Annotated in this window: 17 protein-coding genes; 14 read left to right on the top strand and 3 right to left on the bottom strand. The window is 43.2% G+C overall.

Annotated features, from left to right (window positions below; genetic code table 11):
• Positions 1-152: 152 nt before the first annotated feature.
• The 5 genes from TCA2_RS25290 (at position 153) to nadE (ending at position 4,639) form a co-directional block, all read left to right on the top strand.
• Positions 153-929: an NUDIX domain-containing protein gene (locus TCA2_RS25290; RefSeq protein ID WP_047914379.1), complete on the top strand. Its 777-nt coding sequence runs from the start codon at positions 153-155 to the stop codon at positions 927-929.
• Positions 930-1,103: 174 nt separating this feature from the next.
• Complete coding sequence (locus TCA2_RS25285) at positions 1,104-1,679, top strand: cysteine hydrolase family protein (RefSeq protein ID WP_047914395.1); 576 nt, start codon at positions 1,104-1,106, stop codon at positions 1,677-1,679.
• On the top strand, positions 1,676-3,160 hold the full coding sequence (locus TCA2_RS25280; protein WP_370510386.1) for a nicotinate phosphoribosyltransferase: 1,485 nt from the start codon (positions 1,676-1,678) through the stop codon (positions 3,158-3,160). The genes TCA2_RS25285 and TCA2_RS25280 overlap by 4 nt, the downstream gene beginning before the upstream one ends.
• 13 nt (positions 3,161-3,173) lie before the next feature.
• Positions 3,174-3,788 carry a nicotinate (nicotinamide) nucleotide adenylyltransferase gene (nadD, locus tag TCA2_RS25275; protein WP_047914378.1) on the top strand — a complete coding sequence of 205 codons (615 nt, stop codon included), beginning with the start codon at positions 3,174-3,176 and terminating at the stop codon, positions 3,786-3,788.
• A 32-nt stretch (positions 3,789-3,820) separates the two neighbouring features.
• Complete coding sequence (gene nadE / locus TCA2_RS25270; protein WP_047914377.1) at positions 3,821-4,639, top strand: ammonia-dependent NAD(+) synthetase; 819 nt, start codon at positions 3,821-3,823, stop codon at positions 4,637-4,639.
• Positions 4,640-4,795: 156 nt separating this feature from the next.
• Here nadE and TCA2_RS25265 read toward each other — a convergent pair whose 3' ends face one another.
• On the bottom strand, positions 4,796-5,806 hold the full coding sequence (locus TCA2_RS25265) for an aminoglycoside phosphotransferase family protein (RefSeq protein ID WP_047914376.1): 1,011 nt from the start codon (positions 5,804-5,806) through the stop codon (positions 4,796-4,798).
• Between the two features lie 394 nt (positions 5,807-6,200).
• Here TCA2_RS25265 and TCA2_RS25260 point away from each other — a divergent pair, with 394 nt between their 5' ends.
• Positions 6,201-7,190: a serine hydrolase gene (locus TCA2_RS25260; protein ID WP_047914375.1), complete on the top strand. Its 990-nt coding sequence runs from the start codon at positions 6,201-6,203 to the stop codon at positions 7,188-7,190.
• 184 nt (positions 7,191-7,374) lie between these two features.
• Here the strand turns inward: TCA2_RS25260 and TCA2_RS25255 are convergent, their stop codons facing one another.
• The gene (locus TCA2_RS25255; RefSeq protein ID WP_047914374.1) at positions 7,375-7,716 is read right to left on the bottom strand and encodes a helix-turn-helix domain-containing protein; all 342 of its coding nucleotides are present in this window, start codon (positions 7,714-7,716) and stop codon (positions 7,375-7,377) included.
• A gap of 105 nt (positions 7,717-7,821) precedes the next feature.
• Here TCA2_RS25255 and TCA2_RS25250 point away from each other — a divergent pair, with 105 nt between their 5' ends.
• Positions 7,822-8,214 carry a RidA family protein gene (locus TCA2_RS25250; RefSeq protein WP_047914373.1) on the top strand — a complete coding sequence of 131 codons (393 nt, stop codon included), beginning with the start codon at positions 7,822-7,824 and terminating at the stop codon, positions 8,212-8,214.
• 88 nt (positions 8,215-8,302) lie between these two features.
• Here the strand turns inward: TCA2_RS25250 and TCA2_RS25245 are convergent, their stop codons facing one another.
• Positions 8,303-9,043 carry a MurR/RpiR family transcriptional regulator gene (locus tag TCA2_RS25245; protein ID WP_047914372.1) on the bottom strand — a complete coding sequence of 247 codons (741 nt, stop codon included), beginning with the start codon at positions 9,041-9,043 and terminating at the stop codon, positions 8,303-8,305.
• Between the two features lie 470 nt (positions 9,044-9,513).
• Here TCA2_RS25245 and TCA2_RS27945 point away from each other — a divergent pair, with 470 nt between their 5' ends.
• The 7 genes from TCA2_RS27945 (at position 9,514) to TCA2_RS25215 (ending at position 15,783) form a co-directional block, all read left to right on the top strand.
• Complete coding sequence (locus TCA2_RS27945) at positions 9,514-10,104, top strand: phosphotransferase (protein ID WP_274520954.1); 591 nt, start codon at positions 9,514-9,516, stop codon at positions 10,102-10,104.
• Positions 10,097-10,384 (top strand): phosphotransferase, encoded by a 288-nt coding sequence (locus TCA2_RS27940; RefSeq protein ID WP_274520953.1) that lies wholly within the window; start codon positions 10,097-10,099, stop codon positions 10,382-10,384. Before TCA2_RS27945 ends, TCA2_RS27940 begins: the two co-directional genes overlap by 8 nt.
• A 102-nt stretch (positions 10,385-10,486) precedes the next feature.
• Positions 10,487-11,374 (top strand): AraC family transcriptional regulator, encoded by an 888-nt coding sequence (locus TCA2_RS25235; protein ID WP_047914371.1) that lies wholly within the window; start codon positions 10,487-10,489, stop codon positions 11,372-11,374.
• 261 nt (positions 11,375-11,635) lie between these two features.
• Positions 11,636-12,628, top strand: coding sequence for a metal-binding protein ZinT (locus TCA2_RS25230; protein WP_047914370.1), 993 nt, complete (start codon positions 11,636-11,638; stop codon positions 12,626-12,628).
• Between the two features lie 63 nt (positions 12,629-12,691).
• On the top strand, positions 12,692-14,245 hold the full coding sequence (locus TCA2_RS25225; RefSeq protein WP_370510388.1) for a metal ABC transporter solute-binding protein, Zn/Mn family: 1,554 nt from the start codon (positions 12,692-12,694) through the stop codon (positions 14,243-14,245).
• A gap of 42 nt (positions 14,246-14,287) precedes the next feature.
• Positions 14,288-15,004, top strand: a complete 717-nt coding sequence (locus TCA2_RS25220) for a metal ABC transporter ATP-binding protein (RefSeq protein ID WP_047914368.1) — start codon at positions 14,288-14,290, stop codon at positions 15,002-15,004.
• The gene (locus TCA2_RS25215) at positions 14,941-15,783 is read left to right on the top strand and encodes a metal ABC transporter permease (RefSeq protein ID WP_047914367.1); all 843 of its coding nucleotides are present in this window, start codon (positions 14,941-14,943) and stop codon (positions 15,781-15,783) included. Before TCA2_RS25220 ends, TCA2_RS25215 begins: the two co-directional genes overlap by 64 nt.
• The last annotated feature ends 57 nt before the right edge of the window (positions 15,784-15,840 follow it).

Genomic DNA, 15,840 nt, shown 5'->3' with positions numbered 1-15,840 from the left:
AAAAAGTTGTATTAGTAAATCCCCCGGCTTTTGTGATCCTAGCCGGGGGATTTATTTATTTCAAATATTTGGTTGACAAAGAATGCTGTCTTGCATATAATACAATTAACAAATTGATAATTGTTATTAAATTACCTGAGGAGATCATAGCAATGTCTAACACAGAAGCAATGGAACACTACGATATCAAGAAATATAGAACACCGGATGGCTATACTTCAGACATTGCTGTGTTCACCATTGTTCCCGTCCGAAATGAGGAGTTCAGACCTCCCGTGATGGATTTGAGAATTATGCTGATCCAGAGAAGCATGGTGAATAGTGAAGGTAAGCCAAATATTGAGGCGGGTAAATGGGCGCTTCCTGGTGGGTTTGTAGATCCGAAGGAAACAGCCTTCCAGAGCGCTGAGCGCGAGCTGCATGAGGAAACAGGGATACAGAATATTCATTTGGAGCACTTTGGCGTGTATGATAAGCCGGGGCGTGATCCGAGAGGCTGGATTATCACGAATGCCCATTTTGCCATCGTTCCAGAGCATGAGCTATCCGCAAGAGAAGCCAATGATGATGCAGCGGATGTGCAGCTGTTCTCGGTCAGCGAGGTGCTTGAGCTTGATCTGGCGTTTGATCATGCAGTCATTATCAAGGACGCTATACAGGTCATTAAGCAGAAGCTGCTCGAAACAACCGTTGCCAAACAATTCCTACCGGCAGAATTTACGTACTCTGAGCTACAGGCCGTTCTGCTTACCGTCACAGATGATTCAGCAATAACGTTAGAGGCTGCCTTCGCAAGAAAGATCAAGACACTGCCTTTTATTCAGGAAGTAGCGGGGCAGAAGACGACGAGAACGTCAAAAAGGCCGACGCAGCTATACCGATTTGTTGATGTGTCCTTGAATAAGTCGATCTATCATGCGAAGCTGTAACTCTTTGTCTGACAGCACTTTGCAATAACATTGTGAAGTGCTGTCAGAATAAAACTCTGATAGGATACCTCAGGACTCAGCAGGATTCACACAAGTATCATTTTTATTTATCTTATTAATTAACAATTATGTAATAGTTAAATTAAATGTTAAAGGAGCTGTTATTGGTTAATGATGAACAATAAGAAAGCATTGATCCATATTGACTATACGCAAGACTTTGTAGCTAGTGATGGTGCATTGACCTGTGGTGAACCCGGACAGCGAATTGAACGCAGAATTGCAGAGCTAACCGAAGAGTTCATTCAGAAAGGGGAGCTTGTCTTTTTTACAGTAGATGTGCATCAAGCAAGCGACCCTTATCATCCTGAAACAAAGCTCTATCCGCAACACAATATCAAGGGCACAAGTGGCCGTATGCTCTATGGTGAACTGGAGAAGATTTATCAGCATAATAAGAAGAGCGAGAATGTATTTTGGATCGACAAGACAAGATATAGTGCATTTCAAGGAACAGATCTGGAACTGAGGCTCCGGGAACGCAGAGTAGAGGAGCTGCATCTTGTAGGCGTCTGTACCGATATATGCGTTCTGCATACGGCAGTAGATGCTTACAATAAAGGTTATCAAATCGTTGTTCATGAGGATGCAGTTGCCAGCTTCAACACAGAGGGGCATCACTGGGCCATCGGACATTTTGCAGAAACACTCGGTGCAGCGATCTATAGAAATGGAGGAACTATACGATGAACAAAATCGAGCTTATGCAGTTGCAGCATCAGGATGACAGTATGGCACTGCATACGGATAAATATCAGATCAACATGGCAGAGGCTTATTGGCGGGATAACATGCATGAGCGCAAAGCCGTCTTTGAGGTATATTTTCGCAAGCTTCCTTTTCAGAACGGATATGCTGTTTTTGCCGGCTTAGAACGGGTAATACGTTATTTGAAGGGTTTTTCCTTTACAGAGAGCGATCTGGCGTATCTGCGTGAAGAAGGGTACGAAGAGGCATATCTTCAATATTTGCAAGGGCTGAGATTCACGGGTACGGTATATTCGATGCAGGAAGGGGAGCTCGTATTTGCAAATGAACCGTTAATGCGCATTGAGGCACCACTGGCAGAAGCACAGCTCGTGGAGACGGCCATTCTGAACATTGTTAACTTCCAAACCCTGATTGCAACGAAGGCATCTCGCATCAAGCAGGCCGCTGCCACCGATTCATGTGTTGAATTCGGGACACGAAGAGCACAGGAGATGGATGCAGCCATATGGGGAACCCGGGCCGCTTATCTTGCAGGATTCGATGCCACCTCCAATGTGAGAGCAGGGAAGCTGTTCGGCATTCCTGTCGCAGGAACACATGCCCATTCGATGGTTCAAGCGTACCGAGACGAATACATGGCCTTCCGAAAATATGGAGAAACTCATCAAGACTGTGTATTTTTGGTTGATACTTATGACACACTGAGGTCAGGTGTGCCTACGGCGATTCAGGTTGCGAAGGAGCTGGGTGACCGAATTAAGTTCAAGGGAATTCGTTTAGACAGCGGGGACTTGGCTTATCTGTCCAAGGAAGCTCGCAGGATGCTGGATGAAGCGGGATATACCGAAGCTCAGATTTACGCATCCAACGATCTGGATGAACAAACGATCATGAATCTGAAGTCACAAGGTGCACGAATTGATGTCTGGGGTGTAGGAACCAAGCTTATCACGGCCTACGATCAGCCTGCGCTTGGCGCGGTATATAAGCTGATTGCGATCGAGGATGAGAACGGGCAGATGGCAGATACGATCAAGATTAGCTCTAATCCGGAAAAAATATCGACCCCTGGCCGGAAAAAGGTGTACCGCATTATCAATAAAACGAATGGCAAGTCGGAAGGCGACTATATTGCACTCGATCATGAGGAGCCGTCCAAGGAGGAACGTCTCCATATGTTCCATCCAGTGCATACGTATATAGGTAAATTCGTTACTGAGTTTGAAGCCAGAGCGCTTTATCATACGATTTTTGCAGGCGGAGAATTGGTGTATAAGCTTCCGACACTCCAAGAAAGTCGAGATTTTCTTAACCGTAATCTTAGTCTTTTATGGGATGAATATAAGCGGACACTGAATCCGGCAGAATACCCGGTTAATCTGAGTAAAGCGTGCTGGGACAATAAGATGAAGCGGATTGATGAAGTGAGGCAGAGAGTGGCCGCAGCCATGAAAGAGTAAGGAGGGAGCGTCGGTGGCGAAAATAGGTATCTACGGATCGTCCTTCGATCCTATTACGAACGTACATTTATGGACGGCCAGTACAGTGGCTCACCGTGCCAAGCTGGATAAAGTGATCTTCCTGCCTTGCTCAAGCAAGCGCCAGGACAAAACGATGAATGTCAGCGACGAGCATCGAATGAACATGATTAACATGGCGATTCAGAACAATCCCAAGTTTGAAGCAGATCCTTACGAAATGCAGCAGCTTGGCTGGGAAATCGCGACCTACCTCACCCTTAGACATTACAGAGAGAAGTTCCCGGATGATGAAATCTACTTTATCATGGGTGCCGATCTGCTTGTGGATATCGGAGAGGGCAAATGGAGCCGGGCAGAGGAGCTTATTCGCGAGAATAAATTTATCGTTATGGCTCGGGACGGAATCAACATGTTGTCTGCAATCAGCAAATCGCCGATTCTCAGGAACTCGGATGATGGATACACGTTTCACTTGATTGATAAGGGTCTGGCCATGGAGATCAGCTCAAGCTATATCAGAGATGAGTTGAAGATGGGGGGCGAACCCCGCTATTTAGTCCCTGATCCATGCTATGACTATATTAAAAAACATCAATTATATAAATGATTTTTACATCAAAAATAGGGAGGAACCAACAAATGAATACTCAAAAACAAATCATAGAAGAACTGAATGTAAAGCCTAGTATTATCGCAAGTGAAGAGATCAGCGCAAGAGTGAATTTCCTGAAGGATTATTGTAAAAAGACAGGAGCCAAAGGATACGTGCTCGGCATCAGCGGCGGACAGGATTCCACATTAGCCGGGAGACTGGCGCAACTGGCCGTGGAATCGCTGCGCGAGGAAGGATATGAAGCACGCTTTACTGCAATTCGCCTACCTTACGGAACTCAGCTCGATGAGGCGGATGCGATGGCAGCTATTGAGTTCATTCAACCAGACGATACAGTCGTATTTAATATCGAAGACTCGGTAAATGCCTTCACAAGTGAGTATAATTCAGCCGCAGGGCAAGCCTTGGCAGATTACCACAAAGGGAACGTCAAAGCCAGAATGCGTATGATCGTGCAATATGCGGTTGCAGGCGAACGCGGAGCTCTGGTCATTGGTACAGATCACGCTGCAGAAGCGATTACGGGATTTTTCACCAAGTTTGGAGACGGCGGCGCAGATCTCATTCCCCTCTCGGGACTATCGAAGAGCCAGGGCCGGGAGCTGCTGAAGGAGCTTGGTGCCTCGGAACGTTTGTATTTGAAGACTCCGACAGCCGATCTATTGGACAATAAGCCTCAGCAAGCAGACGAGACCGAGCTAGGAATCACATATGAGACACTGGACAGCTATCTTACTGGACATGAGGTTGATTCGACATCTGCGGCGAAGATCGAAGCGCGTTACAAGGCTTCACAGCATAAAAGAGAGCTTCCGGTTACTCCACAGGATGAATGGTGGAAGTAAGTCGTAAGGATCAAATTTGACCGTATACCCCGAATCTCTAAAGTAGAAATTCCCAGATTGATAATCCTTAATTTAGTATCTAAAAAGTAAATTTAAAGAGCTCCGAAAACCCACTGCAATCAAGGGTTTTCGGAGCTCTTTTTTTAAGAGTTAATTCTATACAGGAATGCTCTTCATTTCATAGATTTTTTGGAGTGTATCGACATGCATGGTCTTCTCTTCATCCTCCTCAGTGTGGAGATACCACTCCACCAGCCTGTATCCGAATGCGAGAAGGATCATCTCGTGGACACAATGCTCGGTGAGAGGAGGGACATTCGCATATGCCGAAAATCCTTTGTAATACGCAGGGACACATCGCTGGTAGTATTCGACCATATGATGAATATCCGCTTCATCCGCAATCAGGCTTGCGAGATCTTCGCCCAGGTAGCCCCATCCGGATGTATCCCAGTCGATGAGCGCGATTTTATCCTCTGCATAGATCAGGTTGGTGACCCAGAAGTCCCGGTGGCACAGCACGAGGGGCAATTTCTGGATGCGGGCAAATATCTCATCTGAGTGCTCATCGATATCGATAAGCATTTGCCGCGCATGCTGCGGGAAAGCACAGTCCTCCGAGCGGATATAATCGTAGACGACCGGCCATGACCGGTAATGAAGATACCTATTCTTCATGAGATCCGCAGGGCTCAGGTTAGTCAGACTCTGCAGTACAGCGGGCTGCTCTGCGTACAGCTTGCCTTGATAGCGGCCTAACTCCAGCGCGGCGTGCTCATACATATCACCAGTCAAGTCTAAACCAGATACGCCATCGATATATTCCAGCCATAACTGGAATTCATCTTCTTCGGCATTCATCTTCGCGTAATAACATGTCGGCCAGCGTAAGGCATCCGAGAACGTCGCTCCCAGATCAGATGCATAGAGATCATATTCCCGACGCCAAGAACCCGGATCGCCGTATCGGTCCCATTTCTTCTGGTTTTTGAGCACAATATGGTATGGCAATTTGTCGCCATCCATGGTTTCGGCGTTCCCAGTAACGAGGTACACATTTCCTACTGTGCCGCCTTGTAACGATATTGTTTGAAAGTCAGTGGAGATAATATGGGTCTTGAACTGCTGGCTTAAGGCATGGATCAGTGCATCAATTTTAATATTCATTTTTAGCTCCTTTAATATTGTTTGTTAGACGCAAAAAAGATACGACCTTCATCGTATCTGCAAACAGCAATATTCACGAAAGGTTACTTTGGATGGCATACCAAATAATACGGGCGTTTTCCCGCTCCTAATTGTGCATGCCTGCTATTCAGTTTCTAAGACAGAACCACCATATAAGTCGCAGCCATTAAAAACATCTCCCTTCGTGTCAGGAACTTGCTTATCACTAAGCTAAATATAAAATATCCTGTATTGGAAAAATAATCAATATAAAGTTCAGATGCCTGCTTGAAACATTGGAGAGAACGAACAGTTATCAACCTAATGAACGGGCAGGTTAATGTAGTGAACTGTCGAATATTTGATTTAGAAGTTCCATTAACGGAGGGGTACCATGAATCTTAATCAATCAATTCACACTTTTTATGAGCTTAATGATCATGTGGAGGAGATCAGGAATCAAATTTCTGCATCCGGATCATCAGTCCTGGTCATGCAAAATAATCAGATCGTAAATGAATGTTATTCTGGCTATCATGATAAGTCCCCTAACAGTCGATCAATAGATGAAGATTCACAGTTCAATGTAGCATCCATTCGCAAAACCTATCTTGGTCTGGCAATCAGCCTTGCGCTCTATGAAGGGAAAATAAGAAGTATTGACGATTACATCGTAGACTATTTAGAAGATACAAACGTGAAGGTTATACACAATACAACCATACGGCATATCCTGACACATACTCATGGCCTGCAAGGACCAAACGAAAGGCTATTCCCACCAGGGACAGACTGGAAATACAATAATGCGGGGGTTAATTTGCTTATTAGGATCGTACAAAACGTATTTAACCAATCTCTTGCACAAGTGTTAAGGGATCGAGTGTTTGCCTCTTATGGATTCATGAACACAGACTGGATACATAAGAAAAATGACAAATTGGTATGGGTTAATGAAGAATACTCAAGCAATGACGGCAGTGAGGCGAATTTATTTGTAAATACACGAGATTTAGCTAAATGGGGAAACTTGTTTTTGAATAAGGGGAAGTATAAGGGGGAACAAATACTGCCTCGTTTAATCTTTGAACAAGCCGTTTCCATCGTGACTCCAAGTCAGCTTGATGAAGCTTTACCTCGAAATGGGTTCTTTTGGTGGGTAAAAGATATGAACCGGCCTGTATCTGAGCTAGGGTATGACCTTCCTCGGGGCTCCTATCAATTATTCGGTTTCTTTGGAAATGCGGTTCTAGTTATTCCTGAGTATCACGTCGTGGTCGTCAGAATGTTAAATCAGCTCGGACCTAATCCCCCAGGGTATGATTATATTCAAGACATTCGAAAATTCGGGGATCTAGTATTGAAATGTATTGATAAAGGATGAATTGAAAATCCTTTACTATCTACAAAAAAGGCATCGTGTTAGTTAAAAGTTCTTTGTCTAAGCTCTTTAAAGACTGCTTTAGGCTATTCATAAGTGAATACGAAACTTCATTATGCTCAATTAGCAGCTGCGTCAATGTGATACGGCTGCTTTTCTATGTTGCCGAAGGTTCTAAATACCTAGTTTACACGCCTCGATTTTTTACGCCCCACTCACATAATTCTTCTAATAAAGGTAAGAGCGTCTCTGCTTTGTCTGTGAGACTGTACTCTACCTTAGGAGGGACTTGTGGATATTCCTTCCGCACGACAAGACCATCTGCTTCCAATTCTTTTAGCTGTGAACTCAATATTTTATAAGTAATTGCTCCTATTTGTCTCTTGAGATCATTAAACCTAACAGGTTGATTCTCTGCTAACAGATAGATGATAACCATCTTCCATTTGCCGCCGATCACTGACATCGTATAACCAAATGGGGTGTCTTGAATATTACGAACTTTGCCTTTATATTCAGCCATACTCATAATTACACTATCCTTTCGGGTAGTAGCTATCAAAAATGTGCGTACTACATTTTTATCATTGCTCATTTTATACTAACCTTACTTTGAATTAAAGGAGAGAATAAAATGAAGAATACTCAAACATACAATCATGGTGTTGCTTGGGAAGAAGCCTTTGGTGTTACCCAAGGATATAGTGTGAATGGCACAATCTACATTTCCGGTCAATTTTCCCACGATATGCAGGGTGAGTTCGTTGGTCAAGGGGATATCGAAGTACAGACGCTGCAGACGTTCGAGAACCTTGATCGTGTGCTTACAGGGTTTGGTGTCACAAGGTCTAATCTTGCTGAGTTAGAAATTTATATGACCCAACCGGAAGAGCATTTTGAGCAGTGCGTCCAATTGTACAAAGCGTATATAGGAGACCATAGACCGGCTGTTACTTCCGTCGGTGTATCGAGTCTAGCGTTTCCACATCAACTAATTGAGATCCGAGCCGTCGCCCACACCGATTAACTTGATGCTATAAGTAGATGGGGAAGTTATAGATTTCACTATGAGCCAAACGGAAATGATCTCGTGCGTGATTCAACGTACTGGGGTATTATTCAATCTCCATTAGCTCATTATGTCTATGCACTTCCCGTCCCAACCACTCCAGAACAAAAAGAACCGGCACCTGAGTGGTGATATTGGCTGATTCGAAAAACTCTTCACTTACATAATAGGGAATATTGATGTCGGAAATTTTAGCAATCGTCGATTGCCTGTTATTCGTAATGCTAATTATTTTGTTCTGTTCCTGCTTTAGTTGTTTAAGGTGAGTAATGGTAAACGTGTTTTCACCGGATGTAGACAGCGCAATGGTGATACTATTCTGTCGTACTTTAGCATGGATAGGGAAATGAGGATCCTTAATATACATAGAAAAAGTCCCAAGATTTGAAAAATATCTAGCACCGTACTCAGCCATAATTCCAGAGCTTCCCGTACCAATAAAAATGACGGAGCTCGCTTCGGATACAAGTCGGGCGGCCTCCTTGATTTTTTCCTCCCATTCGGGTTTAAGGGATCGTTCAAAAAATTCGAATATAGCGTGGTGTGAATTTTTTAACGATGTTTTCTTGTGTTGGGATAAGTGCATTTTCAATTTCACTTTAAATTCAGAGAAACCTTCACATTGATTTTTTCGACAAAAACGCAGGATCGTCGCTGTGGATACATGAGTTTCATCTGCTAATTCTCTGATACGCATATACGCTACTTTTTCCATGTGTTGAGAGATATAGTTATATAGTGACAATTCCAAATCGTTAAAAGATAAAATCTGTTCGTTCGAGAACATGGGGAAGAACTCCTTCACAATATTAGTTAAGATCTTTTATACTTGAGTATTTTTATTATACATGATTCCAAAACGCTATGTTTCATATATGTAACAAATATCAATTCACGTCAATAAGAACTAAATTGGGAAACGTGTATATTTTCGCTGATTATAAGCGTAATATTCGATTGAAGGAAGCAAGCTGTACCATTTTAATTGGATGTTACAAATCGTTCAGTGAAGGAGATCTGACCTATGAATCGTTGGATTAGAGAAGTAGTAATTCAAAGGTTGGTTACATTAATTGTGTGCGAGGAAAACGAAAGATACAGAGCGTTGTACAATTCCTGCCTAGATAAACTTATGAAAGATAGTGACTGAGTAATGTGCTTAATTTATTCAAGAAAGTGCAGCATTAAAGATCTGGAAGGCTAGTTTACCTATAATTAAATATTCTGACTTAATCAATCTAACGAAGAGGTGTTAACATGAGAGCAGGAAAGATGCATGCCGATGAAATGGAAATTGACGAAGCGCTTGTACGCCGTCTCATTCTGGAGCAGTTTCCCCAGTGGGCAGAGCTAACCCTAGAGCGGATCGAGCCGGCGGGCACAGTGAACGCCATCTTTCGGCTCGGTGACGAGTATTCTGTTCGTATTGCACGGCGCGAGGGACCTGCGATACCGGAAAGTCGTGAATTGATCTGGCTGCCCAAGCTCGCACCCTTACTTCCGCTGGAAACCCCTGTTCCTATTGCACAAGGGCAGCCGAATAACGAATATCCGTGGTTTTGGGAAATACATACATGGGTTGAGGGGAAGACGGTGCCTATAGAAGAGTTGGACGTAATTCAGGCAGCACGTGATCTTGCAGATTTCGTTGCAGCACTGCAACAAATCAATCCATCGGAGGGACCGCCAGGACGCGGTATTCCTCTGGCTCAGCGGAATGAAGAGTTTCAATACTGGCTGGCACGGTTCGATGGCGATCCTGCCGTGTCCGCAGTGTGGGAATCTGCGCTTGCTGCCTCCCTGGAACGGACCACCCGTTTGGCATCACGGCGACCTCGATGTGCGTAACTGGCTCGTGCGAAACGGACGCATTACGGGTGTGATCGATTGGGATACCATGGGGATTGGAGATCCTGCGTGCGATATCATGGTTGCATGGAAGCTGCATTCCGCTGCAGCCCGTGATGCATTCCGCGAACATCTCCCGACAGATGATGCTACGTGGGCAAGAGCAAGGGGATGGGTCGTATCCCAAGCGGTATCAGCGCTTGCATACTACACGCCGGACAACAATCCTGTTCTGTACCATGAGGCTGAGTCCTGGCTTGACCTCATATTATCTGAATGAAGGAGAGCGCCCACTCCCCTCGGACACGAAACTTAATTGTGCACAAATAGTTGCGATTCGTAGCCATAGCATAACTATACTCTTGTTAAGAGGAGGGATCAGATGGATTGGCTTATGAGAATGAACCGGGCATTGGATCACATCGAATTGAATCTAACCGGAGATATTGACTTAAAGGAAGTAGCTCAATGTGCTTGTTGTTCATCACATCAGTTTCAGAGAATGTTTTCATTCATTACAAATGTGCCTTTGGCAGAATATATAAGGAGAAGACGGCTTACTCTCGCTGCTATTGAATTGCAGAATAGCGACATGAGAGTTGTGGATATCGCCATAAAGTATGGTTATGAATCTCCAGTTTCATTCGCAAGGGCTTTTCAATTATTACATGGTGTAAATCCAGCAATGGCCCGGGAAGAAGGGACTGCCCTCAAAGCCTATCCACGGATCTCCTTCCTCATTTCAATCAAAGGGGAAGAGGCTATGAATTACCGTATTGAGACAAAAGAATCCTTTCAAGTATTCGGAATCGAAAAAGTATTTCAATTAAACGGAGTGGATACGCCAGCAGACTTATGGAAACAAAGTCATGCTAATGGCGAGGTAGAAAGACTTGCTGCGAATGCGGGTGACCTGCCTGCCTTTATCTATCAGGACTATCATAAAGTACATGCTGTTTGTAGCTATAAAAGAACGGAAGAGGATACCTTCCCCTACATGCTGTGCGCATTTAAGGATGAAACCAGTAAAACTGATGGGTACACAAGTATAACCATACCCGCACACACGTGGGCGATCTTCTCATCCGATCCTTTTACATGGGATAAATTTAATGAAACCATTGAAACACTATATAGGCGGTTCTTTTCTGAGTGGCTGCCTACGGCCGGATATGAACAGATCGACGGGATGGAATTTGAGATTACAGGAAGTAAGGATGATGGTCTTAATTTTGTAGAGCTATGGTTTGCAGTCAGGAGAATATCCTGAGTGTATATACTTGAGAGAAACGACTTAAATTAATTCAAAATAGCAAGGAGTAGTTTGCCTTTTGGCCAGCTGCTCCTTTTCTTTTACCTAAGTGAATTCCCTATTACAGCTCCTCCCAATGCAGGACTTCCCACCGCTGTTCAATTTAGAAATATTAAATAAAAACAATTATTTAAGCTTGACAATTAGTATAGAGCCGTGTAACCTTTAAAACGTAATAATTACGATTACGATTAAGCGCGACGAGAGGGGAAGACACACTTGAAGAAATTATCTTTACTTATTAGTTTATTGGCATTAAGCGTAATGTTAGCAGCTTGCCAAGATGCAAAAGAAGGGGAAACTGCTAATCATAACGCAGCAGAAACAGAAGAGACAGGAGTACAAGAAACTGATGTACAAGAGACCGATGTACAAGAGTCAGGAACAATTACAATAGAAGGCTTAGGTGACCATTATCATACCGGAGATACCATCGAATTATCTGCTGTACTCAGTGAGAATGTCGATTATGATCACTGGCATTGGTACATAAAAGAAAGCGATCAAACGGAATGGGAAGCGGCTTCTGGTCAAGAGGGGGAGACCTTTACAGGGGAGGCAACGACGGATGGTTTAGAAATTAAAGCTACACTGTACGATGGTAATCATGAAGTGTACGCAGAGTCCGAGCCGGTTACCATCGTTATCGACGACCACCATGGTCATGATGAAGAGAGCAAAAACATTAATGCAGGAATCTTCGAAGATGAACAAGTCAAAGATCGTGAATTATCGGACTGGGAAGGTGATTGGCAGTCTGTATACCCCTACCTTTTAGCTGGTGATTTAGACGAAGTGTTTGAACACAAAGCAGAAGAGGGCGATATGACTGCTGAAGAATACAAAGAATACTACACAACTGGGTATGAAACAGATGTAGAACGCATCATTATTGAGAATGGCAATGTAACGTTCTTCCGTGATGGAAAAGAATCTTCAGGTGACTACGAATACGATGGTTTCGAGATTCTTACTTACGAAGCAGGTAATCGAGGCGTGCGATTTATTTATAAACTCGTAGATGAAAATGCAGATATGCCGCAATATATTCAATTCAGTGATCACCTCATATTCCCAACGGACTCACATCACTACCATTTATATTGGGGAGATGATCGTGAAGCTTTATTAGAAGAGGTTACCAATTGGCCAACTTATTATCCTTCTGATTTGGACGCAAAGGGTATCGTTCGTGACCAATTAGCGCATTAAGCACAGAGGAGAAGAGAAGCACACCGCTTCTCTTCTCCCTGCTTTTGTAGTACTACTTTTCTAATACAGCAAAGGAGATTTATAATACATGAATCGAAAAATGCTTCAAACCCTTTTCGTTTTTTAACTGTAACCTTAGTTCTTTTTGGATGTGAGTCACAAAACACAGAAAATACGACTAACAACGATGGATCCAAGATTTCTGTGATAGCTTCTTTTTTACCTATGTATGAATTCACTAAATATATTGCTGGAGATCGGGCGGATGTGCAGCTTATGGTCTCTGAAGGACAGGATGCCCATCAATTTGAACCAAGTGCACAAGATGTCGCGGCTGTAAACGAAGCGGATGTATTTGTCTATAGTAGCGATGAGATGGAGTATTGGACAAAGAGCTTATTTAATACCGTAGAAAATGACAACCTTATCATTGTACGTGCAGCCGATGGACCTGAGAAATCGGACACAGAAAGTGTACAAGTGGAAGGTGTGGCCGATCACTATCATACGGGTGGTGAGATTAAGCTAACGGCGAAATTAACAGGCGATGTCGATTATGATCACTGGCATTGGTATCAACGAGCAAATGCGGATGAAGAATGGGCAGTTGTCTCTGGACAAGGGACAGCAGCATTCACCATAGAAGCCCCGGAAGATAGCTTTGAAGTTAGAGCTGTTATATATGATCATAATCATAATGTTTATGCGGAATCCGAGCCGGTAGAGCTTGTGATTGATAATCATGATTCCCATGCTCACGAAGATGAAGACCACGCAGGACATGAACATGAAGAACACAGCGGTGCACAAGCAGGAGAAGAAATATCGATTGTGGGCTTAGCAGATCATTATCACACAGGCGATGTGGTTACACTTGCTGCCGAAATGAATGAAGAGACAGAATTTAAAAGCTGGAATTGGTTTATAAGAGAAGACGCAGATCATGAATGGGAAGCAGTACCTGATCAAGAGACGGAGCGTTTTGAACATAAAACAACAGGAGAAAGCTTCGAAGCGAAGGCTGTACTGTATGATCATGACAAGAATGTTCATGCAGAATCACAAATAATCTCTGTAATCATTGATGATCATGAGAATCAAGACCCTCATATCTGGCTTGATCCGGTATTGGCACAAGATCAGGTCCTGGCTATTCGCAATGCCTTAATCGAGGCAGACCCCGATGGAGAAGCAGTTTATGAGGACAATGCGGAAGCATTTATAGAAGAGCTTAAGGCGCTGGATAAAGAATACCAGACTACATTAAAAGATGCAGCACATAGAGCCTTTGTCGTACAGCATCAAGCTTTCGGCTACCTTGCAGATCGTTATGATTTAGAACAAATTGCGATTGGTGGACTATCCACTGAAGTAGAACCAAGCCCTTCTCGAATTGCGGAAATCGCCGATTTAGTTCAAGAATACAACGTTCCCGTTATTTATTATCAACAAGGGGCCAGCTCCTCTATCGCTCAAACGGTTGCTGCAGAAACAGGGACAGAGACAGCTGTCTTATATGATTTAGAGGTCCTTTCAGAGGAATTAATAGAGAATGATTTAGGGTACTTGGAAGCGATGCGTCACAACCTCAAAGCGTTGCAAGCCAGCATTAAATAAGTAATTAAGAGGAACAAAGTAAATAGAGAGGTAAATAATCTCATGTACTATATTAAAGTCGATGAACTGGCATTTCATTATGAACAGGAGCCTGTTCTTACGAATATATCCTTTGAATTAAATCCAGGGGACTTTATCATGCTGACAGGAGAGAATGGAGCGGCGAAAACCACTTTAATTCGGAATATATTAGGTTTACTTAAGCCTACAACCGGTAAAGTTAGCTTATTCCCCAATAATCGTCTCGGAGAGAAGCTAGTGGTCGGATATGTCCCTCAACAAGTTGCTTCGTTTAATGTCGGTTTTCCCAGTACAGTATTAGAATTAGTTCAGTCTGGTCGTTATCAGAGAGGCAAATGGTTAAAGAAATTAAATAAAGAGGACAAAGAACAGGTCAAGCGTGCCCTTGAATCCGTTGGAATGTGGGATATGCGCTATAAAAAGATTGGAGAACTGTCCGGGGGGCAAAAACAGAGAATCTCTATCGCACGTGTTTTTGCTACAGACCCTGATCTGTTTGTATTGGATGAACCTACCACAGGAATGGATACAAAATCACGCGAAGAATTTTACAAATTGTTAAAGCATTACAGTGAGGCACATGGGAAGGGAATTTTGATGGTCACACACGATCATGATGAGCTTCGAAAATACTGTAACAAACATATTGAACTTATACGAAAGGTGGGCTTACCTTGGAGATGTTTCTCTATGGATTCATGCAAAGAGCTTTCCAGGCCTCCCTTGTCATCTCATTAATTGCACCCATGCTAGGATTGTTTCTCATATTACGCAGGCAATCCCTTATGGCAGATACTCTATCCCACGTTTCATTAGCTGGAGTCGCATTAGGACTATTAGTCAGCGTTAACCCAACCTGGACCAATATCTTGATGGTCGTAGTTATTGCTGTTTTACTGGAGTACATGCGTATGCTATATCGAACGTATTCTGAAGTGTCTATCGCCATTTTAATGTCAGCTGGGATGGCTTTAGCCTTGTTTCTAATTAGTTTGAGTCAGGGTGGTTCCACACTAAATATCGAAAAATTTTTATTTGGATCAATCGTAACCATTAGTATGGAACAGGTGTGGATACTCTATATATTGGCGGGTATTATTTTGTGCTTATACCTAGTGTTTCGGAAGGCGATGTACGTCATGGTTTTTGATGAAGAAACGGCGTTTACTGCTGGCTTACCCATAAAGACGATGTCTATCCTATTCAATGCTTTAACGGGAATAACCATTGCTATCATTATGCCAATCGTAGGCGCACTCTTAGTATCTGCGATTCTAATATTACCTGCAGCGATATCTATGCGATTGAGCAGAAGCTTTTCAAGCACAATATTGATAGGGATTCCTATTACATTAACGGGTATGTTAAGCGGATTAGTAACTTCTTATGAGTATGGTACTCCACCGGGAGCAACCATTACCTTAATCCTCGTTACCATCTTAATCGTTATAACCATCGCAAATAAATTGGTACAAGTATTCAGGATGAATAAAAGTTGGAATAAGAAGCAGACCTAAAATTATCAAATATTCCATTAGTGATACGTAAGATTGAGATTGTATGGAGCTGTTGCC

Origin of the sequence: Paenibacillus sp. TCA20, from assembly GCF_000732325.1 — a bacterium.
Classification (GTDB): domain Bacteria; phylum Bacillota; class Bacilli; order Paenibacillales; family Paenibacillaceae; genus Paenibacillus; species Paenibacillus urinalis.
The sequence above is the reverse complement of the archived record's forward strand: the minus strand, read 5'-3'. Positions and strand labels throughout refer to the sequence as shown.

Excerpts from the sequence above, each read along its gene's own strand:
- TCA2_RS25290 (WP_047914379.1), top strand. The coding sequence starts at position 153 with ATGTCTAACACAGAAGCAATGGAACACTACGATATCAAGAAATATAGA.
- TCA2_RS25285 (WP_047914395.1), top strand. The coding sequence starts at position 1,104 with ATGAACAATAAGAAAGCATTGATCCATATTGACTATACGCAAGACTTT.
- TCA2_RS25280 (WP_370510386.1), top strand. The coding sequence starts at position 1,676 with ATGAACAAAATCGAGCTTATGCAGTTGCAGCATCAGGATGACAGTATG.
- nadE (WP_047914377.1), top strand. The coding sequence starts at position 3,821 with ATGAATACTCAAAAACAAATCATAGAAGAACTGAATGTAAAGCCTAGT.
- TCA2_RS25265 (WP_047914376.1), bottom strand. The coding sequence starts at position 5,806 with ATGAATATTAAAATTGATGCACTGATCCATGCCTTAAGCCAGCAGTTC.
- TCA2_RS25260 (WP_047914375.1), top strand. The coding sequence starts at position 6,201 with ATGAATCTTAATCAATCAATTCACACTTTTTATGAGCTTAATGATCAT.
- TCA2_RS25255 (WP_047914374.1), bottom strand. The coding sequence starts at position 7,716 with ATGAGTATGGCTGAATATAAAGGCAAAGTTCGTAATATTCAAGACACC.
- TCA2_RS25250 (WP_047914373.1), top strand. The coding sequence starts at position 7,822 with ATGAAGAATACTCAAACATACAATCATGGTGTTGCTTGGGAAGAAGCC.
- TCA2_RS25245 (WP_047914372.1), bottom strand. The coding sequence starts at position 9,043 with ATGTTCTCGAACGAACAGATTTTATCTTTTAACGATTTGGAATTGTCA.
- TCA2_RS27945 (WP_274520954.1), top strand. The coding sequence starts at position 9,514 with ATGAGAGCAGGAAAGATGCATGCCGATGAAATGGAAATTGACGAAGCG.
- TCA2_RS25235 (WP_047914371.1), top strand. The coding sequence starts at position 10,487 with ATGGATTGGCTTATGAGAATGAACCGGGCATTGGATCACATCGAATTG.
- TCA2_RS25220 (WP_047914368.1), top strand. The coding sequence starts at position 14,288 with ATGTACTATATTAAAGTCGATGAACTGGCATTTCATTATGAACAGGAG.